This is a genomic window from Winslowiella toletana (assembly GCF_017875465.1).
Taxonomy (GTDB): domain Bacteria; phylum Pseudomonadota; class Gammaproteobacteria; order Enterobacterales; family Enterobacteriaceae; genus Erwinia; species Erwinia toletana.
The window spans coordinates 2,230,941-2,256,376 of the sequence record NZ_JAGGMQ010000001.1 but is presented as its reverse complement, the minus strand read 5'-3'; the positions used below and the strand labels follow the sequence as shown (position 1 = coordinate 2,256,376).

General features: G+C 55.5%; 15 protein-coding genes. 10 read left to right on the top strand and 5 right to left on the bottom strand.

From position 1 onward, the window contains the following. Positions 1 to 238: 238 nt before the first annotated feature. Genes bcsG through bcsE form a run of 3 tightly spaced genes read right to left on the bottom strand, consistent with a single transcriptional unit; the run spans position 239 to position 3,632 of the window. A complete protein-coding gene (bcsG, locus tag J2125_RS10565) occupies positions 239 to 1,897 on the bottom strand; it encodes a cellulose biosynthesis protein BcsG (RefSeq protein ID WP_017799688.1) in 1,659 nt (552 codons plus the stop codon). Beyond that, on the bottom strand, positions 1,894 to 2,082 hold the full coding sequence (gene bcsF, locus J2125_RS10560; RefSeq protein WP_017799687.1) for a cellulose biosynthesis protein BcsF: 189 nt from the start codon (positions 2,080 to 2,082) through the stop codon (positions 1,894 to 1,896). The genes bcsG and bcsF overlap by 4 nt, the downstream gene beginning before the upstream one ends. Then, complete coding sequence (bcsE, locus tag J2125_RS10555) at positions 2,079 to 3,632, bottom strand: cellulose biosynthesis protein BcsE (RefSeq protein WP_017799686.1); 1,554 nt, start codon at positions 3,630 to 3,632, stop codon at positions 2,079 to 2,081. Before bcsE ends, bcsF begins: the two co-directional genes overlap by 4 nt. A 179-nt stretch (positions 3,633 to 3,811) precedes the next feature. Between bcsE and bcsR the strand changes: the two genes are divergently transcribed. The 8 genes from bcsR (at position 3,812) to J2125_RS10515 (ending at position 18,488) form a co-directional block, all read left to right on the top strand. Continuing rightward, positions 3,812 to 4,009: a cellulose biosynthesis protein BcsR gene (bcsR, locus tag J2125_RS10550; protein ID WP_017799685.1), complete on the top strand. Its 198-nt coding sequence runs from the start codon at positions 3,812 to 3,814 to the stop codon at positions 4,007 to 4,009. Further along, entirely contained in the window at positions 4,009 to 4,740 is a 732-nt protein-coding gene (bcsQ, locus tag J2125_RS10545; RefSeq protein WP_017799684.1) for a cellulose biosynthesis protein BcsQ, read from the top strand. Before bcsR ends, bcsQ begins: the two co-directional genes overlap by 1 nt. Beyond that, positions 4,737 to 7,325, top strand: a complete 2,589-nt coding sequence (bcsA, locus tag J2125_RS10540; protein ID WP_017799683.1) for a UDP-forming cellulose synthase catalytic subunit — start codon at positions 4,737 to 4,739, stop codon at positions 7,323 to 7,325. The genes bcsQ and bcsA overlap by 4 nt, the downstream gene beginning before the upstream one ends. A 14-nt stretch (positions 7,326 to 7,339) precedes the next feature. Continuing rightward, positions 7,340 to 9,616, top strand: a complete 2,277-nt coding sequence (gene bcsB / locus J2125_RS10535; protein ID WP_026111511.1) for a cellulose biosynthesis cyclic di-GMP-binding regulatory protein BcsB — start codon at positions 7,340 to 7,342, stop codon at positions 9,614 to 9,616. Then, positions 9,616 to 13,068, top strand: a complete 3,453-nt coding sequence (gene bcsC, locus J2125_RS10530) for a cellulose synthase complex outer membrane protein BcsC (protein ID WP_017799681.1) — start codon at positions 9,616 to 9,618, stop codon at positions 13,066 to 13,068. The genes bcsB and bcsC overlap by 1 nt, the downstream gene beginning before the upstream one ends. Before the next feature lie 171 nt (positions 13,069 to 13,239). After that, complete coding sequence (hmsP, locus tag J2125_RS10525; RefSeq protein WP_017799680.1) at positions 13,240 to 15,261, top strand: biofilm formation regulator HmsP; 2,022 nt, start codon at positions 13,240 to 13,242, stop codon at positions 15,259 to 15,261. Positions 15,262 to 15,453: 192 nt separating this feature from the next. Then, the gene (locus J2125_RS10520; RefSeq protein WP_017799679.1) at positions 15,454 to 16,728 is read left to right on the top strand and encodes a dicarboxylate/amino acid:cation symporter; all 1,275 of its coding nucleotides are present in this window, start codon (positions 15,454 to 15,456) and stop codon (positions 16,726 to 16,728) included. Positions 16,729 to 16,991: 263 nt separating this feature from the next. Then, positions 16,992 to 18,488 carry a M16 family metallopeptidase gene (locus J2125_RS10515; protein WP_026111510.1) on the top strand — a complete coding sequence of 499 codons (1,497 nt, stop codon included), beginning with the start codon at positions 16,992 to 16,994 and terminating at the stop codon, positions 18,486 to 18,488. Positions 18,489 to 18,539: 51 nt separating this feature from the next. Here J2125_RS10515 and J2125_RS10510 read toward each other — a convergent pair whose 3' ends face one another. Together J2125_RS10510 and J2125_RS10505 are read right to left on the bottom strand one after the other, a co-directional pair. After that, a complete protein-coding gene (locus J2125_RS10510) occupies positions 18,540 to 19,418 on the bottom strand; it encodes an alpha/beta hydrolase (RefSeq protein ID WP_017799677.1) in 879 nt (292 codons plus the stop codon). Positions 19,419 to 19,965: 547 nt separating this feature from the next. Then, positions 19,966 to 21,753, bottom strand: coding sequence for a sodium:solute symporter family transporter (locus tag J2125_RS10505; protein ID WP_017799676.1), 1,788 nt, complete (start codon positions 21,751 to 21,753; stop codon positions 19,966 to 19,968). Between the two features lie 257 nt (positions 21,754 to 22,010). Here J2125_RS10505 and J2125_RS10500 point away from each other — a divergent pair, with 257 nt between their 5' ends. Next, a complete protein-coding gene (locus J2125_RS10500) occupies positions 22,011 to 23,306 on the top strand; it encodes an alginate lyase family protein (RefSeq protein ID WP_017799675.1) in 1,296 nt (431 codons plus the stop codon). Further along, positions 23,303 to 25,396: a heparinase II/III domain-containing protein gene (locus J2125_RS10495; RefSeq protein WP_017799674.1), complete on the top strand. Its 2,094-nt coding sequence runs from the start codon at positions 23,303 to 23,305 to the stop codon at positions 25,394 to 25,396. Before J2125_RS10500 ends, J2125_RS10495 begins: the two co-directional genes overlap by 4 nt. The last annotated feature ends 40 nt before the right edge of the window (positions 25,397 to 25,436 follow it).

The window sequence follows — 25,436 nt, the reverse complement described above, 5'->3', positions numbered from 1 at the left end:
TACAAGAGGCCGCCCGGCGTATCTGTCAGCCTGCGGATTATAAACCGATGGCTGAAAAATGATCAATCTGTATTGACGGGTCAATAAGAAATGCTAGAATCGATCCTGGCTAATAGATACGAGTGGCACCGTTCTTAAAGCGACTACCAATCGCCAGCGGGACAGAAAAAAAACCGGCATGGTCGCCGGTTTTTTTTCGCCCTTAAATCGGCGTTTCTGGTGCCAAATCACCGGTGCGCTATTGCGGATAAGCCACCCAGTCGCCGCCATTTAAACGGATCCACGGCTTGCCCTGATAGAGCATTACCACCGCATTATCATTTTCCGATACCACCGGCGTTTGCGGCAAATTATCGCTCAGCGTTGCCATATTGACGTTAGCTGCATTAAACACCTGGCCGTCCACCACGCGGGCAATCAGCTCGGAAAGCGCCTGCAAACTGGTGGGTGTTTCGACGCCCACCGCATTCTGATGAGGAGCCTTCATTCCGGCGAATTTAATGCCCACCGGCACATGGGTTATCGACGGGCTGGGAATATCGCGCAGGCCGGACATCTGCATTTTGTCGCCTTCCACCGCGGCACCGTGCTCCGGCACCACGATCACCATCACGCGACGCCCTGATTTATCCAGTCTGGTCATAAATTCATCCAGCTGATCGAACAGCTGTTGCGCCCGTGGCCGGTAAGCGGCGGTTTTGGTGCTGCCCAGTTCCCGTGTGCCGTCATGCAGCGGGATCAGATTGTAATAAGTGGCACTGCGCGCATCGCTGCTTTTCTGGCGCTCATCCAGCCAGCGCTGCATCAGTTGCGCATCGTTATACACCGGCGAGCCATCAAACGAGGTCAGCGCCGGTGCAATACCGCGCTGCGACATCAGTGGCGCCTGCATATCACCAGCGTCGCGCAGCTCCTGCAGGAAGCCGCCAAATTCACCGGTGTGATCCAGCATCAGCTGCTGTTTAAAGCCCAGCTTTGCCAGATTATCAAACAGATAACACTGGTTATTGGTTGGCTGATAAAGATCGTGGTGCGAGCTCTGTCCGCAGCTGGCGCGCAGCAGGCGGATGCCGGCCGGGCCGCTGTAGGCGGTCGCCGAGTTAAAGTTATTCAGCACGATATCAAAATGCTTCCACAGCGGGTGATTACGCAGCTGTACGGCATCGACATCCGCCCAGGCCAGCGAGCAGATATTGATCACCAGGATATCAAAGGGGGCAGATTCCGGCGCCAGCGTTTGCGGGAAGCGGGTAACGCGTTGTTTTTCCTGCTCATAGAAACGATTAAGATACGCCGTCAGGTTAGCGCTGGTGGGTGGCGCAGACTGATCCAGCGTACTGCCGGATACCGTATCTTTACTGGCTGGCGGAGGACTATTCAGTACCGCCTCGGGCGTGGCCGCCTTGCCCGGCAGCAGTGACAGCGACGGTCCGGCAATATTAACGATATTAATCCACAGCAACATCAGGGTGACAATCACCGTGACGCGGATCCACTGCGCAATAAACAGATAGATCACCAGCATTACGAAGCCAGCGCCAATCATTTGCCAGTTAATAAAACGGTTAACCAGATCCAGCAGATAGTCGGTGGAAAAACCGCTGAGCTGGTCGCCCTGACTCATCAGGCTGGCGATGCCCGGCAGCCAGGTGTCATGCCACAACAGGCTAAAGCCGATGGGAATCGACAGCCAGTGGCGTACCCGGTGCCAGCGCAGGGAAGGGATGGGCATCAGTAGCCAGGCGAGGAACACCAGATTGCTCAATGCATGAAAATTAAGATAGCCAAACCATAACAGGGCAAACTTCAGCAAAAAATAGACATTCCAGCCACCCAGCCCGCGCCAGAAAGTTACTGAGCTGGCGCCAGAAACAGGCGTTTGTTTAACATCGGTCATGGCTTATCTTCCCTGTCGGCGGCTTTTCTGCGCCATGTCCCTTCATATTTCAGGCTGCGCGGCGGCATCATGCGGTGAATCACACCGTGCCACGCGGCAGGCAGCCATCGGCAATAAAAAGGCTTCAAAATCAATAATATTAGTAGCAGAAGAATCAGAATCTGCACGCCATCGATCATACTCATTTAACCCTGTCCCCGCGGGTGTTGCCCATAAGCGTAATAGCTTGCGGCACGCGGCGTATCGCTGGCGCTCGCTGCTGTGAATCCACCATTTCTGCTGCTTCACTCTCTGGCGTTACATCGCGCCAGTCAGTGGGGATCAGCGCTTTAGTCTGCTTAATTTCCGCCACTATTTGCAGATCTTCATACCAGACCAGGCGGTTGGCGAAGATTTCAGTGTAAGGCAGGGGAAAGATATAGTTTAGTGCCGTGTCGAGATCGTTAAAACGGCAGGAGAACAGAAACAGATACAGCCGGTCATCAATCAGGGTAACCAGATCGCCAAAGCGTCGCATTTTACACAGCGCCAGCGCCTGCTGCGGTTGCAGCTCTGGCACCGGACGTAACGCGACTAATAACCCTTTGCCATTTTCCGGCAACAGGGTGTTATGCACCAGCAGCTGTACCGCGGCATAAAACCGCTCTGGTGGCAGGTACCCCTTCTCATGCAGCGGCTGCATTGAGGCCATCAGTTGTGGCAAGTCGGCCGGAACATGGCGGTTATAGCTCTGCCCCTGGATGCCTTCCAGCGCAGTAAGGAAGGCCGACAGATTAGTACCATAGGGAATAATGGCGTTGACGCCGCAGGCCAGCAGGAGTCGTTCATCGCTGTTACGCATGCTGGTTTCCAGTTCACGCACCACAATTTTTAGTGCGCTGCCGCGCGTCCGGCGCAGAGAATGAATACTTTCCGCCAGCAGTGGAATTTGCTGATTATCACTCAGGCTAAAAATCACCGTTGCTGAGCTGGCGTGCTGCGCGCGTGTATAAACGTCTTCATTATTGTCAAAAAGCTGCCACTGGCGTGATAATGGCGGCGCACCTTCTAAAATAGCCCTTTGCGCAATAAAATGCTGTTCATCGCTTAACGTTAATGGCGTGACCGGTGCGGCATCATTTAATAAGCTGAACTTCTCAAGATGATTGTCTAAACGAATAACCCGATCCGCAAGCAGCTGATTGCCACTACACCACCAGTTAATGCGATAATCCCAGCTGTCCTGTCGCCATTCAAGATGCGTCACCCCATCCAGCTGATGAAAAAAACGCTGCAACTGATGACGCAGATTATTCACGCCGGTGCCAGCAGTGATAATTAATAACGTACTGTTTTTGGCCGCCAGCAAACGTGTGATTTTTTTCAGCCAGCTGGCAATCTCTGCCGCTGTTAAGCTCTGCCATGAGGCACATGCACTATACAGCAGAATTAAACGGGGCCTGGCAGATAACAGGCGGGCCAAATCTTCCGGCAGATTAAGCAACCCTTTACGCCCGGCGGGCAGTGAATACATCGGTATGCTCAGCGTTTCACCTGCAGGCGCGGGTGTTAACAACGCCTGGGGTGTTTCTGGGGTACTGATTAATATGAGCTTTTGCTGAGCGCCAATCACCTGACGCGCCAGCATGCGGGCATCTGGCTGGCGATCGCTGGTTATCCAGTAACAACCCGACGCCTGCATCTGCGTTAATTCATCCTGCAGTTGCGCAATACCGAGGGTAAATGAAGGCGTCATATGATTTTTCGCAAAGTAGATAATCCCGGACTATTTTATTATCAAAGGCCATTTTCAGACTGATTGTAGTTTTTAAAATATTGATTACAACTAAAATAAGCCGCGCATTTTCCCCGCTCGCCTGGCTTTGCTGTATATTGGCCTGACTGGCAGAGGTTGGGTTTTCCCGGTAATGGACAATGAAAAAAAACAAAAATATTTCCACAGTGGTATCCGTCACCAGTCAGTCTGATGACATTCGTGCATTAAGTGAAGCATTCAACTTTAACGCCAATGACTATGTCGATATTGCCAGAGATGAGCGTCTGGAAAATATTCTTGTACGCTGGCCATTGCTGCATGAATTAGCCAACGATCTGCAGGAGAAAGGGAATTAATGCCGGTTATTGCACTGCAGGGGATCCGCGGCGGCAGCGGAACCACCTCGATTACCGCCGCGCTGGCCTGGGCGCTGAATCAGCTGGGCGAAAGCGTACTGGTGATGGATTTTTCCGCCAGCAACCAGCTGGCCGCGCATTTTAATCTGCCGCTGAATATTACGCGCGGCTGGATGCGCGCGATGCTGGATAAGGATGACTGGCAGCAGAGCGCTTTACGCTATCTGCCGGAACTGGATTTGGTGCCTTTTGGCGGTCTGAATGAGCAGGAACGTCAGATGCCGGAGCAGGCTGCTGTCGATCATCTGTCAGGCTGGCTGGAACATCTGCCGGATCTGAAAAACCATTACCGCTGGCTGCTGCTGGATGTTCCGGCGGAAGAAAACTGCTGGTCGCGCCACATCCTCGCGCAGGCCGACCATCATCTCTGTCTGCTGACCGCCGATGCCAATTGCCAGCTGCGCCTGCATCAGCGCCGTTTTGACGTAAATACTTACTTCTTACTCAATCAATTTAATGCCAACAGTCAGTCGCAGCAGGATTTGCAGCAGTTGTGGCTCAGCGGCCTGAATAACCTGGTTCCGGTGAATATTCATCGTGATGAAGCGCTGGCGGAATCTCTGCTAATGAAACAACCCGCCGGGGAATACCGTCCCGGCAGTCTGGCGGTTGAAGAGCTCACCACACTGGCCAGCTGGGTGCTGATTAACTTTTCCGGATTGCGTCGATGAATCCCCTGCGCTGGCTGTTGATTCCCACGGTTTCGCAGGCACTGAGCCAGCGCTATGGCGGCTATCGCCGCTGTGGTGCGGGCAGACTGGCCGCCGCCCTGCAGTGCATCTGGGTAATACTGAGCTGGTCACTGCTGCGGCTGGAAACGCCAGCGTGGCAGAATATTATTCGTCAGCGTCGCGCGTTATTTCCCCATATCTCTGCCGAATGTCCGCGTACGGCGGATGCGCTGCGTTATCTGATTCAGAGCCTGTGGCTGCTGCTGACGGCGCCATTTTATGCCCGGCGTAACCAGCAAGCTGTTAATCCCCTGTCACGCGCGCGTCGGCGTGTGCATGCATGGCTCAACGCGTTGCCGCAGCGCGCGCAGCAGCAAAAATTGTCCGGGCGTTCTGAAGCACGGCTGGAGCGGCTAAATCCGCGGCTACGACTATTGCTGTATGGCGTCTGCGCCACGCTTGCAACCCTGCTGGCGCTGCTGTGTATCACCCAGCCGTTCGATCTGTTTACCCAGTTTATCTTTGTGCTGTTGCTGTGGGCGGTGGCGATGGTGGTGCGTCGCATACCTGGCCGCTTATCGACCACCATGCTGATTGTATTGTCGCTCACCGTCTCCTGCCGCTATCTGTGGTGGCGCTACACCTCGACGCTGAACTGGGATGACCCGCTTAGTCTGACCTTTGGCCTGATGCTGATTGCGGCGGAAACCTTCTCATGGATAGTACTGATCCTCGGTTATTTCCAGACTTTATGGCCGCTGAATCGTCAGCCGGTGCCGTTACCGAAAGAGTGCGCCAGCTGGCCGACGATTGATGTGCTGGTGCCCACTTTTAACGAGCCGCTTAGCGTGGTGAAACCGACCCTTTACGCCGTGCTGGGTATCGACTGGCCGCACGACAAAATCAATATCTATCTGCTCGATGATGGCAACCGTCCGGCGTTTCGTGAGTTCGCCGCCAGCATTGGCATTCACTATGTGGCGCGTGAAAACAATGAGCATGCTAAGGCGGGTAATATTAACCATGCGCTGCAAAACGTCTGTCGCGGCGAGTATCTGGCGATTTTTGACTGCGACCATGTGCCGACGCGTTCGTTTCTGCAAATGACCATGGGCTGGTTTATCAAAGAGCCGAAGCTGGGAATGTTGCAGACGCCGCACCACTTTTTCTCGCCGGATCCGTTTGAACGCAATCTCGGCCGCTTCCGCCGTACGCCGAATGAGGGCACGCTGTTTTATGGCCTGGTGCAGGATGGCAATGATGTCTGGGACGCCACTTTTTTCTGTGGCTCCTGTGCGGTGATCCGCCGCAGCGCGCTGGATGCGGTCGGCGGCATCGCCACCGGCACGGTGACGGAAGATGCGCATACTTCACTGCGTATGCACCGGCAGGGCTACACCTCGGCCTATATTCGTATTCCGCAGGCCGCCGGACTGGCGACGGAAAGTTTATCGGCGCATATCGGCCAGCGTATCCGCTGGGCGCGCGGCATGGCGCAGATCTTCCGGCTGGATAATCCGCTGCTGGGCAAAGGGCTGAAGCTGGTGCAGCGCCTCTGTTACGCCAACGCCATGCTGCATTTTCTCTCCGGTATTCCACGGCTGATTTTCCTGCTGGCGCCACTGGCGTTTCTGCTGTGCCATGCCTTTATTATTTTTGCGCCGGCGCTGGCGATCGCCATCTACGTGCTGCCGCATATGATCCACACCAGTCTGACAAACTCGCGTATCCAGGGGCGCTATCGCCACTCGTTCTGGAGCGATATCTATGAAACGGTGCTGGCCTGGTATATCGCCCGTCCGACCACGGTGGCGCTGTTTAACCCGCGTAAAGGCAAATTTAACGTCACCGCGAAAGGCGGACTGGTTGGGGAGCGTCATCTCGACTGGGTGATCACCCGGCCTTATATGTTTCTGGTGTTGCTGAATCTGGCGGGTCTGTTTGCCGCCGTCTGGCGGCTGTATAACGGGCCGGAAACGGAAATCATGACGGTGCTGGTCAGCTCGGTATGGGTGATTTACAACATGATTATTCTGGGTGGCGCGGTAGCGGTATCGGTGGAAGCACGGCAGATCCGCGAATCGCACCGGGTGGAAATCGCCATGCCAGCAGCGATTATGAGCGCCAGCGGCCATATGCTGCCCTGCACCCTGCGTGACTATTCCGATGCCAGTGTCGGACTGGAGTTGCGGGATGAAGGGCTGCTGCGCGCTGAAGAGCAGGTCTTCCTGCTGCTGAAACGCGGTCAGCAGGAGTTCAGTTTCCCCTGTTATGTGCAGCGCGTGTTTGGCCGCCGTGCCGGTCTCAGTCTGCAAGGACTCAGCACCAGACAACATATTGAATTTATTCAGTGTACCTTCGCCCGGGCCGATACCTGGGCATTATGGCAGGACGGTTTTCCGGAAGATAAACCGATGCATAGCCTGGCTGACATTATGCTGCTGGGCTTTAAAGGTTATGTCCGTCTGGCGGAATATGGCCCTCCGGGTCTGCGCCGTCTGTTCGGCGCACTTACCGATCTTATGCTGTGGATCGGCTCGTTCCTGCCTAAAGGCCCACTGACCGCTGCGGCAAAAACTCACTAATTGATGATGACAACATGACGAGAAAACTAAGCTGGTATAGCGCGTTATTGATGGTGGTGATGCCCCTGTCGTATGCCGCCCCGGTAACAGTAAGCAATAATGCGCTGACCACCGGGTCGTCGCCAGTAACCATCGACCCAGCGCCGCCGCTGCGTGAAGACGTGTTGCCATTCAGCAAAGTTGCGCCGCCGCCGGGAAGCTTTGATCTGCGTGGCGCCCGCCCGCAGGGACAGATTGAATTTGGCGTGCGCAGTGATGAAGTGGTCACCAAAGCGGTGCTGAATCTGCACTATCGTCCTTCACCGTCGTTGCTGCCGGTGATGTCACATCTGAAAATCTACCTGAATGATGAGTTAGTCGGTCTGGTGACGGTGACGGCGGATCAGCTGGGCAAAAGCCAGCAGACGCAGGTTAATATCGATCCGCGTTTTATCGGCGATTTTAACCGTATCCGCATGGAGCTGGTGGGACATTACACCAACGTTTGTGAAAATCCGGCTTACAGTTCCATCTGGCTGGATATCGGTAAAGACAGCTCGCTCGATCTCAGCATGCAGAAACTGCCGGTGAAAAATGACCTGTCCCATTTCCCGGAACCCTTCTTTGACAGCCGCGACAGTCGTCCGCTGTCACTGCCAATGGTATTTGCCGCCCAACCGGATTTAGCGCAGCAGAAGGCCGCAGCGATGCTGGCTTCCTGGTTTGGCGTGCAGGCCGAATGGCATGGTCAGGCATTCCCGGTGCTGTATAACCAGTTGCCGCCACAGCAGCATGCGGTGGTGTTTGCCACTAACGACCGACGTCCCGATTTTCTGAAAGATTATCCGGCGGTGCAGAAACCGACGGTGGAAATCATCAGCCGCCCGGATAATCCGTATCAGAAACTGCTGCTGGTGCTGGGACGTAACGATCAGGATCTGATTACCGCGGTGCGCGGCATTGCGCAGGGTGACGTGTTGCTGCGCGGCCAGCAGTCGACTATCGACAGCGTAAAATCGCTGGCGCCACGTCAGTCGTATGATGCACCGCGCTGGGTGCGTACCGATCGCCCGACCACTTTCTCGGAACTTCAGCAGTATGAAAACCAGTTCCAGGCCAGCGGTATGCAACCCGCGCCGATTACGCTGAATATGAATCTGCCGCCGGACCTGTTTCTGATCCGCGCACGCGGTATCGATATGGACATTCGTTACCGCTATACCTCGCCATTGCAGAATGACGGCTCACGGCTGGCGATCCATCTTAATGAGCAGTTTATGCAGGATTACCCGCTGTCGATGAAGCAGGATAGCGGACGTCAGCTGCTGCATATTCCACTGATTCAGGGGCTACAGGAGAGCAATAATCAGCTGCGCATTCCGGCGCTGCGCCTTGGCGTGGTGAATCAGATGCGTTTTGATTTCGATTACGCCACCACCATTATCGGCGGCACCAGCGATGGCCGCTGTGAAACCGTGACGCCGGTGGGCAATCATATTGTTATCGATGGCGATTCGACGGTGGATTTCTCCGGCTATCGCCACTTTATGCAGATGCCTTCGCTGGGCGCTTTTGCCAATGCCGGTTTCCCGTTCAGCCGTAATGCCGATCTGGCGCAAACTTTGGTGCTGGTTACGCCACAGCCTTCCAGCGAGCAGGTCAGCGCACTGCTTAATGCCCTCGGAAATATCGGCGCGCAAACCGGTTATCCGGCACTGAACGTGCAGATTAGCGATGACTGGAGCAAGGCGAAGAGCAGCGACGCCGATCTGCTGATGATTGGCGTGATTCCGCAACAGCTGCGTGAGGAGAGCAAAATCAATCTGCTGGTGGACACGGCAAAAAGCTGGGTAAATAAGCCGAACCGTCAGACGGTGCTGGATAATGTCGATGCCTCCGCCAGTGACCGTCAGGCAGAAAGTCAGACCACTATCGGCTCCAGCGGACCGATGGCTGCGATTGTCGGTTTTCAGTCGCCATTCCACGACCAGCGCAGTGTGGTGGCGCTGATGGCCGACAGTCCGCGTGGCTGGGAATTATTAAATAATGCGCTGCTGGACAGCGGCAAACGCGCGGCGATCTACGGTTCGGTGGCGATTGTGCGCGAGTCCGGGGTGAACAGCCTGCGTGTTGGTGATAACTATGATGTCGGCTACCTGCCATGGTGGGAGCGGTTGTGGAATGCGCTGGCAACGCATCCGGTATGGCTGGCGCTGTTTACCGTGGTGGTGGTGATTCTGTTTGCCCTGCTGATCTGGCGGGTGATGCGGCTGGTCAGCCGTCGTCGTCTCGGCGATGAGGATAGCCATTAGTGGTCAGTAAAGTCTGGCCATGTCTGGCGCTGCTGCTGCCCGGCGTTACCACCACGGTGGTTGCCCGCCAGGTGGCGCCGGTTGACTGGCTGTTGCAGCAAATCCGTACTGGCGAAGCGACAAATAAAGACGATCTGGTGAACCAGTCGATTTATCGCCTGGAGAAAATTGATCCTGATAACCCGGAACTGATGGCCGCACAGCTGCGGCTGGCGCTGCATCAGGGCGATCAGGCAAAAGCGCAGCGTTTAATGGCGCAGCTGAATCGCATCGCGCCAGGTTCCGTCGCCGCACAGCAGGCAGCTGCGGCGATGTTGCTGGTATCAGCGGAAGGGCGTCAGCAGCTGCAACAGGCACGTTTGCTGGCTACCTCCGGACGGCTGGCGGCAGCCAGAAGTGCGTACGATAAACAGTTTAACGGCGTTTTCCCCAGCGTGGATATTGCGCTGGAGTACTGGCGACTGGTGGCGCGTATCGACGGCCAGCAGAATCTGGCTCTGACCCGCTTACAGGCGCTGGATCAGCAGTATCCGGGGCATATTGGCGTGCGGATACAGATTGCTCAGATACAGCTGCAACGCAATAGCGATAACCAGGCATTCAGCCAGCTCAAAGCGGTGGCGCAAAATCCGGCGGGACGGGAACAGGCGGCGAATCTGTGGCTGGCGCGTATTGTCTCGCAGCCGGTTTCCGCCATCAGCGTGGCGCAGTTACAGGCTTATCTCGATACCTTTAACGCGGGTGATGCGCGGCGCAGGGGGCTGCAGGAGATGGAGCGGCAGCAAAAGCTGCTGGCCGATCCGGCGTACCGTCAGCGGATGCGCGGACTGGCGCTGGTGGATCGCGGTGCAGGAGCCGCCGCGCTGCCGGCGTTGCGCGCGGCATTAAAAGCCACGCCAGACGATGCTGAACTGCTGGGAGCCACAGGCCAGGCGCTGTCACGAGCGAATCAGCGGGCGGCGGCGATTGGCTATTTTGAGCGCGCGATTCAGGCGGGCCAGCAGAGCACCAGCATCGGCAAATGGCGCAGCCTGCTGCAATCGGATCGCTACTGGCTGGCGATCGACAATGGCGATAAAGCGCTGGCGCGCGGCGATCTTGCCGCCGCACAACGCGATTACCAGCAGGCGCATGCACTCGACAGCGGCGACAGCTACGCGCTAGTGGGCCTTGGCGATGTGGCGCTGGCCAGTAAAAATTACGCGACTGCCGAACAGCAGTTCCTGCGCGCGCTGCACCTCGACCCAGGCAACAGCAGCGCCGCGCGCCGTCTGAGTAATCTTTATCAGCAGCAGTCGCCGCAAAAGGCGCTGGCGTTTATCGGTCATCTGTCGCCGGCGCAGCAGCGCGCCCTCGGCAACACTCTGAACAGTCTGCGCAGCGATGCGCGGCAGGCAGAGGGCAATGTGCTGGCCGGGCAGGGGCGCTGGCAGGCGGCGGCGGACAAGTATCGCCTGGCGCAACAGGATGCCCCCGATGATATCTGGCTTAACGCGCGGCTGGCGGCGACGCTACGCCAGGCGGGCTGGCCGCAGCAGGCGGATAATCTGATGGCGACGATGGCGCAACGGCGGGCGGGTGACCGCGCTCAGGTTTATGCTTACGCGCTGTATCTCTCCGCCAGTGAACGCGGCGAGCGGGCGCTGGCTCAGTTGCACACGCTGCCAGAAGCGCAGTGGGATCAGGATATGCACCAGCTGGCGACGCGTTTGCAGCAGGATAAGATGCTGGCGCGGGCGAATCGCCTGCGCGACGGCGGCAATGAGCGCGCGGCGATTGTCTGGCTGCAACAGCAGCCCTTCTCGGCGGCGCGCGATAATACGCTGGCCGACTGGGCGCTGGCGCGCGGCGATGCCGGTCAGGCTTTACAGCACTATCAACGGGTACTGCGTCAGCTGCCGCAGGATGATGATGCGGCGTCAGGACGTATCGAAGCGCTGGTGGCGCTAAACCGTAAGGATGAAGCGCGCAGCGCGTTGCAGGCTCTGCCGCCACAGACAACCCTTAACCGTCAACGTCGGGTGGCCAGCGCCTGGCAAAGCATCGGCGACACAGCACGTGCGCGTGCTATGTATGCCCGGCTGAAAACCCGCGTCGCCAGTGCGCCGCCGGGGCTTAGCAGTGCACTGATATACCGTGATGCGGCGCGGCTGGAAACGCAACCACAACTGGCGCTAAATGATTACCGCCAGGCGATGGTCGCCAGCGGCATCAGCCCGCAGCTGCCGCAGGATAATCTCAGCTTTACCCGGCTGATGCGCAGCGATGAACGCGATGACTGGCTGAAACGCGGTGTGCGCAGCGATGCCGCCGATCTCTGGCGTCAGCAGGACAGCACGCTGACGCTGGAGCAGGATTACTCACGCAACAAAGGCAGTGGTGGCGTTTCAGATATGAGCGCCTGGACCACCATGCTGGAAGCTGAAACCCCACTTGCGCAGGGAAAAGGCTTTATGCGTCTCGATCGTGTCGCGCTGTCAGCCGGCAGTTTTGACAGTGAAAACGGTGCCCACCGTGAGGTGTTTGGCACCTGCGCCGATAATAATACCAGCGGTTGCAGCAGCGGCCTGAAGCAGCGCGCCGAGGGGGTATCACCCGCCATTGGCTGGCGTAATCAGCGCTGGTCGGTGGATATCGGCAGCACGCCAATCGGTTTTGCGGTGCGCAACTGGGTCGGCGGTATCAGCTGGAACACCGACCTTAACGATATTGGTGTGACCTTTACCGCATCACGCCGCCCGATCGCCAGCTCTTTGCTCTCATTTGCCGGGGCATATGACCCCAGCAGCGAAGGCGGACGTCGCTGGGGCGGAGTGGTCGCCAGCGGTGGCGCGCTGAGCCTCAGTTACGACCAGGGCGGGGCTTCTGGTCTGTGGGGCGATCTCAGCGCGCATCAAATCACCGGTGAAAATGTCGCGGACAATAGCCGTGAACGTCTGATGGGTGGCTACTACTATAAGCTGATTAATGACGCTCACCGCCGCATGAGCGTCGGTGTCAGCAGTATGGTATGGCATTACCAGAAAGACCTGAGTGATTACGCCTTTGGTCAGGGAGGGTATTACAGCCCGCAAAGCTATTTCTCACTGGCGTTGCCAGTCAGCTGGCGTCAGCGCACGGAAAACTGGTCATATGATCTGTCCGGCTCCGCTTCCTGGTCGCACTCACGCAGCAAAAGCCAGCAGCGTTATCCGGTTTATCCCGGTTTTAACACCAGTGCGAATCCACAATCTGACGACAGCACCGGCGGCGGCGTTGGCTATACGTTGCAGGCGGTGATTGAGCGACGTTTAACCGCCCACTGGACGCTGGGCGCCGGGATTGATATTCAGCAGGCGAAGAATTATACCCCCAGCCATGGCTTAATGTATCTGCGCTACTCGATGGCAGGCTGGCAAGGAGACCTGGATATGCCGCCGCAGCCGCTGACTCCCTATGCCGATTTTAAATAGGCTTTTGTCGCGAAATGTCGATATATGGCCTGTTTGCGGCGCTTTTGACTCGGAAAACCCTTAAACACTCATACCCCATGCATTCTCATGGATAAAAAACCACACAGCATGAGATATACTCTGGGCAGTTTTTGCCTTCTCATACCCTCAGAGGGTGCCTGGAGAATAGCTTTGCGCGTCAGTCGTTCCCTTACGATTAAGCAGATGGCGACGGTTTCTGCGGTTGCGATCATTACCATCTGTATATTTATCGTTATCCAGCTTTTCCATTTTGTGCAGCAGCGCAGGACTGACTACGCCCAGCAAATGGAAAATATCGCGCATACCGTCCGTCAGCCGCTGTCAGAAGCGGTGCTGCGCGCCGATATTCCTGAGGCGGAACGCATTCTTAACTCGTTAAAACCGGCTGGCATTCTGACGCGGGCCGATGTGGTGCTACCTAACGCCTTCCAGGCATTACATACCGATTTTGATCCGGAAAAGCCGGTGCCACGCCTTATCGCCCGGGTGTTTGAATTGCCGGTGCAAATTACCGTGCCGCTGTACGCCACCGAGCGCACCGCCGCGCCGAAGCCGCTGGCTTATCTGGTGTTGCAGGCGGACTCCTGGCGGGTGTACCAGTTTATCCTCAGCACCGTCTCCACCATGATGACGACCTATCTGCTGCTGGCGCTGATTCTGTCGGTAGCGATTAGCTGGTGTATTAATCGCCTGATGGTTCACCCGCTGCGCGATATTGCCCGCGAGCTACAGGAGTTGCCGCCGCAGGATCTTCTGACGCATAAGCTGACCATTCCGCCGCTGCATCGGGATGATGAAATTGGCATGCTGATTCGCAGCTACAACCGTAATCAGCAGGTGCAGGAGTCGATTCACGATGAGATGAGCCGCCTGACCACTCATGTGGCGCTGACCGACCTACCGAATAAGACGCTGTTTTTAGCGCTGCTGGAGCAGCATCTGAAATCTGCCGGCGCCGTCAGCAGCTTTACCATTATGGTGCTGCGCATTGAGACGTTGCAGGAGGCGAACGGAGTACTGACCGATGAGCAGCGCGATACCCTGATTCTGACGCTGGTGGAAAAAATCCGCAGCTGCCTCGATGAACGTTCAGTGCTGGCGCAACTTAATGGCAGTGACTTTGCCCTGCTGGCCAAGCGAGCTAACAGTCCGTTCCGCGCCATTCGTCTGGCGCGCAATGTGATGGCGCGTCTGACGCAGCCGGTGGCGTTACAGCATATGCAATTACGACCCAGCGTCAGCATAGGCATGGCGCAGCGTGATGATGACGCGCTGAAAGCGCCAGAGCTGCTGGGGCGCGCCACCTCAGCGATGATGTCGGCACGCCACCAGGGAAAAAACCAGATACTGTTCTTCGACCCGCTGCTGACCGAACGGGCGCAAAAACGCCTGACGCAGGAGCATGACATTCTGCAGGGGCTGGAGCGCGAGCAGTTCTCGCTGTTCCTGCAACCACAAATCGATATGCGCAGCGGCAAGCTGGTGGGTGCGGAAGCGCTGCTGCGAATGCGCCAGAGCGACGGCAGTTACTGCCTGCCGGAAGGGTTTATTATCGGTGCGGAAGAGCTGGGTGTTATTGGTGCGCTGGGACGCTGGGTGTTTGAAGAGTCCTGCCGGGTACTGGCGGGCTGGCAGCGACGGGGTATCACGTTGCCATTAAGCGTCAATATTTCTGCGGTGCAGTTACGCGATCCTGGCGTAGTCGCGCATTTACAGGATTTACTGGCGCGTCATCGTATTTTGCCGGGAAGTCTGGTGCTGGAAATCACCGAAACGGCGCAGGTGGGCGATCCGGAGCAGGCGATCGCCTTGTTAAGCGAGTTGCAGCGCGTCGGTATTGCGGTGGCGCTCGACGATTTTGGTATGGGTTACTCTAACCTTAATTTTTTACATCAGTTTAAATCACTACCGATCAGCAAACTGAAGATGGATCGCAGCTTTGTTTCGGCGTTGCCGGATGACGATACAATGGTGAAAATCGTCGCTGCGATTGCCGACATTATCGCTATCGACGTGGTGGCGGAAGGGGTGGAAACCCCTGAACAGCGCGACTGGCTGCTGGCGCGAGGTATTCATATCGGCCAGGGTTACCTTTACTCCGAGGCGCTGCCGCTGGCGGCATTTGAAAGCTGGATGCCACCGGTCGACACGGCGACATCTCCCCCGCAATAACCGCATTAAGCGGTATCAAAAGTTACAAAACCCTCTGCTGAAGCGTTTCAGTTCATATTAATTAATTATGATTTCCGCAACGTGAGTCGGGACATATTAATACTGTTAACCCGATGTTACTTTCCGCGCTGTCGTACAATTCTAATGATAGCGATGTGAATCGCATAAACAGCCGTTAACGGAAACGCCTTTATGAAAAGATCCCTGTTCAAAAGCCTGTACTTTCAAGTATTAACTGCAATCGCAGTGGGTATTCTGCTCGGCCACTTCTATCCGGAGCTGGGCGCGCAAATGAAACCCTTAGGTGACGCCTTTGTTAAATTGATTAAAATGATCATCGCGCCAGTTATCTTTTGCACCGTCGTCACCGGCATCGCGGGCATGGAAAGCATGAAGGCGGTAGGGCGCACCGGCGCCGTAGCGCTGCTCTATTTTGAAATCGTCAGCACCATCGCACTGATTATCGGCCTGGTGGTGGTCAATGTGGTGCAGCCGGGTGTTGGCATGAATGTCGATCCGGCCACGCTTGATGCTAAAGCGGTAGCGGTCTATGCCCAGCAGGCCGAGTCGCAAGGGGTAATCCCCTTCCTGCTGGATATTATTCCCGGCAGCGTGATTGGCGCCTTTGCCAGCGGTAACATTCTGCAGGTGCTGCTGTTCGCCATTATGTTTGGTTTCGCCCTGCATCGCCTTGGCGATAAAGGTACGATGATCTTCAACTTTATCGACAACTTCTCCCGGGTGATCTTCGGCATTATCAATATGATTATGCGCCTGGCGCCCATCGGCGCCTTCGGGGCGATGGCCTTTACCATCGGTAAATATGGCGTCGGTTCTCTGGTGCAGCTCGGCCAGCTGATTATCTGCTTCTATATTACCTGTGTGCTGTTTGTGGTGGTGGTGCTGGGGCTGATCTCGCGTTATATCGGCTTTAATATCTTCAAGTTTATCGGCTACATCAAAGAGGAACTGTTGATCGTGCTGGGGACATCCTCTTCCGAGTCAGCGCTGCCGCGTATGCTGGAAAAGATGGAGCGTCTGGGCTGTAAGAAGTCAGTGGTGGGCCTGGTTATCCCAACGGGGTACTCGTTTAACCTCGATGGCACCTCGATCTATCTGACTATGGCCGCGGTGTTTATTGCGCAGGCCACCAACAGCCATATGGATATTATCCACCAAATCACCTTACTGGTGGTGCTGCTGCTGTCATCGAAAGGGGCGGCCGGGGTCACTGGTAGCGGATTTATTGTGCTGGCGGCGACACTCTCTGCGGTTGGACATCTGCCGGTCGCGGGTCTGGCATTAATCCTCGGCATTGACCGTTTTATGTCTGAAGCGCGTGCGCTAACCAACCTGGTAGGTAACGGCGTGGCGACAGTGTTTGTGTCAAAATGGGTCGGTCAGCTGGACGAAAACCAGATGAAAGAGACGCTGTCATCCACTGCGAAACAGCAAAAAGCGGCCTGAAATAACGCACTTAGCGACTAATTCAACTAAAAAGTCCCTCAAATGCCCGCAGTAGCTTGCCCTTGCTGCGGGTATTTGCATAATAATCCCCAATTAGTTTTTTTTATGATATTTCACTTCGTTGCGCGACAACTCCGCCAATGCGTGGTCTAAGAATTTATTCTCTTAAACGCAGCGGCTTCCCCTTATTATTCAACGTAATGATAACGGCAAGTGCGGAGCGCCAGTGATTATTATTGGTTTGTGATTGAGTAGGGGTTCACATGCAGGGCACCATAATGCGTCTTTTGGTTGGTGGGGTGTTGCTGGCAGCTGTCAGTAGTACGGTGCAGGCTGAAACACTACAACCCGATCCTGCCTGGCAGCAGGGAAAATTAAACAACGGATTGACCTGGCAGGTGCTCACCACTCCGCAGCGCCCCAGCGACAGAATTGAAATTCGATTACTGGTGAATACCGGATCGCTGGTGGAGAATGCCCAGCAGGTCGGATTCAGCCATTTATTACCACGTCTGGCGCTGGTGCATAATACCGCGCTGGATACCGCTCAGCAGCGCGCCCTGTGGCAACAGAGTATCGATCCCAGCCGCCCCCTGCCGCCGGCGCTGACGTCCTATGACTTCACCATTTATAACCTCAGCCTGCCGAATAACCGTCCGGAAGTGGTGAAAGAAGCGCTGAGCTGGCTGGCCGCCACCGCCGGTAAAATGACCATCAACGATCAGGTGGTCAATACGGCGATCGGCGCCGATGATCCAATTGCTACCCATCCGGCTAATCCGCAGGATGTGTGGTGGCGCTATCGTCTGCAAGGCTCGCTGATGCTGGCTCATGATCCGTCTGAACCGGCCAAAGCGCCGATCGATATCACGCAGCTAAACAGCTTTTATAAACAGTGGTATACCCCGGATGCAATGACGCTGTTTGTGGTTGGCAATGTTGACAGCCGCAGCCTGTCAGAACAGATCAACAAAACATTCTCCTCGCTGGAGGGGAAACGCGAAACGCCAGCGCCAATGCCGACGCTTTCACCATTACCGCATCAGCCGGTGAATCTGGTGAATAACAATGTCAGCCAGGATCGCCTGTCGCTGGTATGGGACACCCCATGGCAGCCGATTCGCGATTCGCAGAACCTGGCGCGTTACTGGCAGAGCGATCTGGCGCGTGAAGCGCTGTTCTGGCATGTCCAGCGCGTGCTGAGCGACAGTAAAGCGCAGGGCGTGCAGGTTGGCTTCGATTGCCGCGTGCTGTATCAGCGTGCGCAATGTGGCATTAATATGGATTCAGGCAATGCCACATTGCAGAACAATATGAACCTGATTGCGCGTGAGCTGGCGAATATTCGTGATAATGGTTTGCCGCAGGAGGAGTTTGACGCGTTAATGGCGCAGAAAACCTCTGAACTGAATAAGCTGTTTGCCACCTATGCGCGCACCAATACCGATGTGCTGATGAGTCAACGTCTGCGTTCACAGCAAAACGGTGTGGTGGATATTGCTCCCGAGCAGTATCAGAAATTGCGCCAGACGTTTTTATCGCAGTTAACCCTGCCGATGATGAATCAGGAACTGCGCCAGCAACTGACGCAGGAGCTGACAATGGTGCTGATGCAGCCGCAGGGTGAAGCCGAAACCAATATTAAATCCCTGCAGGATAGCTGGCAGCGGATTATGACGCCGCCAGAAGCGAAAACCACGCCAGTGCAGGCTGATGAAATCAAGCCTGAGGTTTCTGATATTCCGGCGCCACAATCCTGATTGTTTTTCTCTCAGGGGCGATGATGATATCGCCCCTGAGCCTGCTTTCAATTATGCCCACACCCTTGATCGCAACCACTCGGTGACCAGCATCGGCCAGCTGGCCAGCGGCAGATCGGCCACGCCGCGAATACCAAATCCGTGACCACCCTTTTCATAGAAGTGCAGTTCAACCGGCACCTCGCACTGACGTAGCGCGGTGAAAAACACCATGCTGTTATTCACTGACACTGCGGGATCATCGACCGCATGGATCAGCAGGGTTTGCGGGGTATCGCCCTTCACCCGCGTTTCCAGCGAGTAATCCTCTACCCGTTCGTTATCCGGATGCGCGCCCAGCAAGCGTTCACGGGAGCCTTCATGGGCGAGGCCGTCGCGCATACTGATCACCGGATAGACCAGCACCAGTGCGTCCGGGCGCGGTGAGCGGCTATCGGCGGCATCCTGCGTCGGATAGGTTTTTTCACCAAAGCGGGTGCCAAGGCTGGCGGCAACATGACCACCAGCAGAGAAGCCCATCATCACAATACGCTTGCCATTTAAGCCCAGCTGAGCACGGTCGCGCAGCACCCGAACTGCACGCTGCGCATCGGCCAGCGGCGCGTCGGCGCCTTCGTGATGGCCATCGCCGGGCAGACGATAGGTCATCACCGCCAGTGTATAGCCCATTGCGGTGAAAAAGGTTGCCAGCGCACTGCCTTCCTTGTCGATCATAATGCGCTGGTAGCCGCCTCCGGGCGCAACCAGCAGGGTAATGCCATTCGACTCTTCAGGATGCCACAGCGCGATTTCTGGACAACGAACGCCAGTCGCCGCGCGATCGTGTGGCTCATACAGTTTAGCCAGATCGACAATCTGCGGCTGCGCGCGCGAATCACTGGCGCCTGGTGCATCACCAAATGGCCAGATGTTAATTATTTCAGTTTTCATAGGCAGTCCTGAAGAGTTTTATTTAGTTAGCACAGGTGAGCTGCAAACGAAAATGGGTTTGGCGCTTTTCGTTGTCGCGGCTAAGTAAAGCATTGCCTGGTTTGAACTAATTCGTCCAGTTTTTGCCAGCGGTTTTCGTCAGTTTCAGATTATGCCCCAATGGGCTTTTTTATTATTAAGTCAAATTTTATCGCGGCGATTATAGTGATAATTATAATCTGTTTTTAAAATTTAGCTGCCGACGACATTCATCGCGGCACACGCCGTCACAATTGAGGTGAGGGGGAGAAAAGAGCAATTAGCGAGGTATATTAATCGCCTGCATCTTAACGCTACAGCAGCATTTTCAGATGCTGGTGGTTATTACTGTTCTCAGTCGGGGAATATTTGAAAATTAATCTCATCAGACAATTAAGCGTGCCGTTTTAGCCGAAATTATCCTTATTTTCGTCGGTGTTAATGAGGGGCTGATGATTATTTCCGGTTTTTCCGCTGCCAGCCGCAGGGGAGAAAGTCTTCCCTGCGGCTGGTGTAATGATTAACCGCATTAACGACGTTGTTCAGCCAGCGAGTCCGGATCGGCTGGCTGCGGTTTTTTGCTGGCGCTGCGATACAGCAGCCAGCCAAACAGCACAATGGTCAGCGCACAGGCGAGGAACAGCAGGCGTCCCCACAGCGGATTGGGCACCAGAATCAGCAACATCAGACCGGCCCCCATCATCATTGAGATCTTGCCGATCTTATCGCGCTGCATACGATCAAACTCATCCTGATCCTCTTCCGCACACACCGGTTGCTCCATGGTCGCGAAGAAGCTGGAAACCGCTTTCTGGCGCGCGGAACGGGCATCGGGACGCCAGAACAGGGTGGTCAGACAGAAGAAGCCGCCGGTAAACACCAGATGCGAGAAGATATTCCACATTGCCGAGAGATCGTTAATTTCACGCGCGGTTGGCGTCATCCCCAGCAGTGCCGCCACATCGGTCGCGGTAAACCAGTGGCTAATCACCCATGAAACAAACAGGCCAAACAGTACGGTGACCCAGGCTGACCAGTCGGGGACGCGGCGAATAAACATACCAAAGAACAGCGGCACGATAATTGGCGCTTGTAACAGGGTGCCTACCTTGATCATCAGATCAAACAGGCTAAAGGTCTGCATGGTATGCATATACTGCGCAACCAGGATCACCAGAATGCCGTTGACCACACAGACGATTTGTCCGACACGCAGCTGGTAGTTTTCACTGCGCGGCTGGTTGCGGTTGATAATCGGCGTCCAGAAGCTACGCACAAAGATGCCTGAGTTGCGGTTTAACGCCGCATCCATTGATGACATGGTGGCTGAGAACAGGCCCGCCATCAGCAGGCCGACAGTTCCCAGCGGCATTGCGCGTTCGGCAAATATCAGATAGACCGCATCGGTGGCATTTTTACCCAGCTCCGGGTGCGCGCTGGCGGCATCAGGATAGAGTATCGCCACTGCCCACGGCGGGATAAACCAGATCAGCGTACCGAAAAACATCAGCACCAGGGCAAACAGCGCCGCTTTTTTGGCATTTACACTGTCTTTAGCGGTTAAAAAGCGGTAACAATCCTGCATGTTGTTAATGCTCTGCACCTGCTTAATAAAGAAGAAGATAAAGCAGACAAACAGCAGCGAAATATAGTGTGGGCCAACGTCCGGACCGGTGATAAAGCCGGATGGAAATTGTGTGACCAGATTGACCGGGCCGCCGACTTTAATCAGCGCCACCACCGCACAGACCACCGAAATCAGCGCCACTACCAGCGTCTGCACAAAGTCGCTGGCGACCACGCCCCAGGCGCCGCTAAGCAGGGAAATCAGTAGCACGACAATACCGGTGATCCACAATGTCAGTGTCACGTCATACTTAAATACCGCACTGGCAAACACTGCCAGGCTGTTAAGCCAGACGCCGGCACTCAGGATACTGAGCGGAATCAGCATCCAGGTGAAAAACTGCTCATTGATGCGGCCAAAACGATGGTTAATTGCCTCCGTCGGGGTATCGACGCGCATCTGGCGAAAGCGGGTCGCAAACCAGTACCACGCCATGATGTAACCAAACACATTACCGAGGAATACGGTAATCACGTTAAAACCGTAGCGATAAGCCTGTCCAGCCGCGCCGGTAAAGGTCCAGGCGCTAAACTGCACCATAAAGGCGGTTGCACCGACCATCCACCACAGCATGCGGCCACCACCACGGAAGTAGTGGCTGGAGGATCCGGTGCCCATCTTCTTGAATGCATAGCTTATGATGATCATCAGTATGAAGTAGCCGATCATCACGATTGTATTGAGATCCATAGCGTTCTTCTCTTTGTAGGGTCAGTAATGTTTTTGTATGACCAGATTTAGCTTACGGATAATTTGTAAAAGTATTACCAGAGTAAAACAAAAAGAATCTGCTTAATTTGTGACCGGCTTCAATAACACCGGATTTACTGCGTGTCCTGCGTGGCATTTCTGAAAATGCTATGGCAGATTTTCCAGCGAAAAGTTTTATTTGTATTACTAATAAAACAGACGATATTCAGGAAACCTACATTCTCAGGAGAAGAGTGATGAGAAACAGGATAAGCCGCGGTTTACTCTGCTCGCTGTGGCTGATGTTATGCGCCAGCTTGCCGGCGCGCGCTGATGCGCTGGCCTTTCTGATGGATACGCAGATTGCCACGGTCAGGCAACAGCTGGCGCAGCATCAGGCTCCGGTACAGACGATTGAAGCCTGGCAGGCGTTACAGCGCCAGGCGGATAAAGCCCTGCAACATCCGCTGATGAGCGTCACTGATAAAGGCATGACGCCAGCCAGTGGGTCAAAGCATGACTATCTTAGTCTCAGCGCCTACTGGTGGCCTGATGACAGTAAAGGCGATGGCCTGCCATGGGTGCGTCGTGACGGTGAAGTTAATCCGGCCAGTAAAAACCAGCAGTCAGACGGGGTGCGGCTGGCGGCATTTACTGCTGATGTACAGGCGCTGACTCTGGCCTGGTACTTCTCCGGCGAGCAACGTTATGCCGACAAAGCTATTGCTCAGCTGCATCACTGGTTTATTGCGCCGCAAACGCGGATGAATCCCAACCTTAATTTCGCGCAAGGCGTACCTGGCGTGGCTGACGGACGTTCATCGGGGGTGCTGGACGGGCGTTACTTTGCGACGCGGATTGTTGATTCTCTGATTATGCTGCGCCAGGCGCCAGGCTGGAAAGCCAGCGACGAGCAGGCAATGCAGCAGTGGATGACAGCCTATCTGCACTGGTTGCAGACCAGCAAGCTGGCAAAAAAAGAGGCGCAGGCCAAAAACAACCATGGTAACTGGTATGCCGTACAGGTGGCGGGTATCGCCTGGTATCTGCAACAACCGGCGCTGATAAAACAGATGGTGACGCTGGCGGAAAGCAAGCTGGCGTATCAGCTGGCGGCCGATGGCTCGCAGCCAGCAGAGCTGGCGCGCACCCGCTCTTTTCACTACAGCTATTTCAATCTGCAAGCGCTGACCGCGCTGGCGGAACTGGCGACGAAGGCTGATGCCGGAGATTTATGGCATTACCAGAATGCAAAACAGGCGGGCATTATCCGCGCGCTGGACTTTATGGCGCCATACACCAGAGATGCGCGCACCTGGCCATACAAATCTCTCGATCGTGTCAGCGTGCGTTTAATTCCATTGTTGTCACTGGCCGATAATCGTCTGCACGACAGCCGTTACCAGCGGCTAATTCAGCAGGCGCAATTTAACAGCGGCAATACGCAGAAGGGTTACGAGCAGGACGTTGAACGTGGCGCGGTGATTCAGGCGCAGCGTGAGACCTGGCTGCTGTCGCAACCGCACTGGCAATCACTGGAGAAAAAACGATGAGCTGGCAACCGTTATTAATTGATCATGCTGATCTGGATAGCTTCAGAAAGGAAGTGGGCACTAACTCACTTTTGGGGCGAAGCCTTAATCAGCAGATTGAGCAACTTAATCACTGGCTGCAACAGCCGCTGGAAATCCCGGGGCACGGTGAAGCGGGTGGCCCAGAACATAGCCGCCATAAACTGAATTACCAGATTATTAATCAGGCCGGGCGGCTGTGGCTGATTACCGACGATCAACGCTATCGTGATGCGGCGCTGACGCTGCTAACAGGTTATGCCGATTGCTACCCGCAACTGGGCAGCGCCACCAGCCGTGATACCAATCCCCCTGGCCGCCTGTTTCATCAGACCCTGAATGAGCATATGTTCTTGCTGTATGCCGCTGAAGGCTATCATTGCATTATTTCCACCCTGAACGCCGACGATCGCCAGCATATCGAAGAAAATCTGTTGCGACTGATGGCGCTGGAAGCGATGACGCTGCATGCGGATACCTTCGATATTGTGCATAACCATGGTTTATGGTCAGTGGCGGCGGTGGCGATTTGTGGCTATGTGCTGAACGATCAGCAACTGGTTGATAAGTCGTTGTATGGACTGGCGGGCGACAGCAAGAGCGGCGGATTTTTTGCCCAGCTGGACGGGCTGTTTTCTCCGGATGGGTACTATATTGAAGGCCCTTATTACCATCGCTTCGGGCTGCGTCCTTTACTGCTGCTGGCGGAAGCCATTGCGCGGCGGCAGCCTGAACTGGATATCTGGCACTATCGCCAGCAGCTGATTTATCGTACCTGTTACACGCTCTTTGCGCTGGCCTTCCCTGACGACCGCTTGCCGGCGCTGAATGATGCTTCCCGAAGCATGAGCCTGAAAGATGAAGGCGCCCTGATTGCCGTCAGCATCTGCTGGTGCCGTTATGGTGCGGATGCACGCCTTGCCGCGCTGGCGGCGCGTCAGGGCGCGCTGTGGCTGGGAAGTGGAGCCGCAGAGCTGAGTCGTGCGGTGGCCGCCGGGGTGCAGGCTGAGATCTGGCCCAGCCTGTTGGTCAGAGATGGTGAACAGGGAGAGTGTGGTGCTATTGCCGTATTACGCCAGCGCGACAAGCAGCAGGACAGCCATATGGTGCTGCTGTGGTATGGCCAGCACGGCAGTATTCCCCGGCTGCACTCCGCGTTAAATCACGGTCATTTTGATGGTCTGCATCTCAGCTGGTTTAATCGCGGGCGCGAGGTATTGAAAGATTATGGTTTTGGCCGCTGGGTCAACGTTGAACCGAAGTTTGGCGGGCGCTATATCCCTGAAAATAATAGCTATTGTAAGCAGACAGTGGCGCATAACACCGTGGTCGTCGATCAACGTAGCCAGAATCAGGGTAAAAGCGCGCTGGCAGAGCAGCGTCATGGTGAAACCTGCTTCTTTATCACTGACCATCCTTATGGTCAGGGGGTCAGCGCTCAGTTGCAGGAATATTACGAGGGCGTCACCATGCGCCGCACGGTGCTGATGCTTCAGATTGACGACAGCGCAAAACCGCTGCTGCTGGATCTCTATAGTCTGCACAGTCAGCAGCAGCATCAGTATGATTACTGTCTGCATGCTGATGGTCAGTTAGTGAATACTAACTTTCAATACAGCGATGAGAAAAGCTGGAACCCTCTGGGTGAGCGTGACGGCTATCAGCATTTATGGCGCTGTGCGCAGGGCGAAATCGCGGCGGGTGATTCAGCGCTTATCAGCTGGCTGGATGGCGACAGTTTTTACAGCGCCTGCTGCGCTTTACCTGAAGGGGGTGAAGCGATTATTGCGCGCAGTGGCGCCAGCGACCCGCATTTTAACCTGCGCAGTGAACCGGCATGGATCTGGCGTACCCACGGCGACAATGTGCTGTTTGCCTGCGCCATTGAAACCCATGGTTACTTTGATGAAGCGACGGAAACCTCGATCGATGCGCGTGGCAAGGTGCAGCGGGTGAAGGTAGAAAAACAGCTGCCTGACTGTTCTGAAGTTAGTGTTCACTTCGTTGATGGGCGAGTCATGACGGTAGTTGTAACTCGTGAATCCTTCGACATTAGCTGGCAAACAGCCTGACTGGCGAACGGCGACCGCCGGGTCGCCGTGCTCAGCTGGT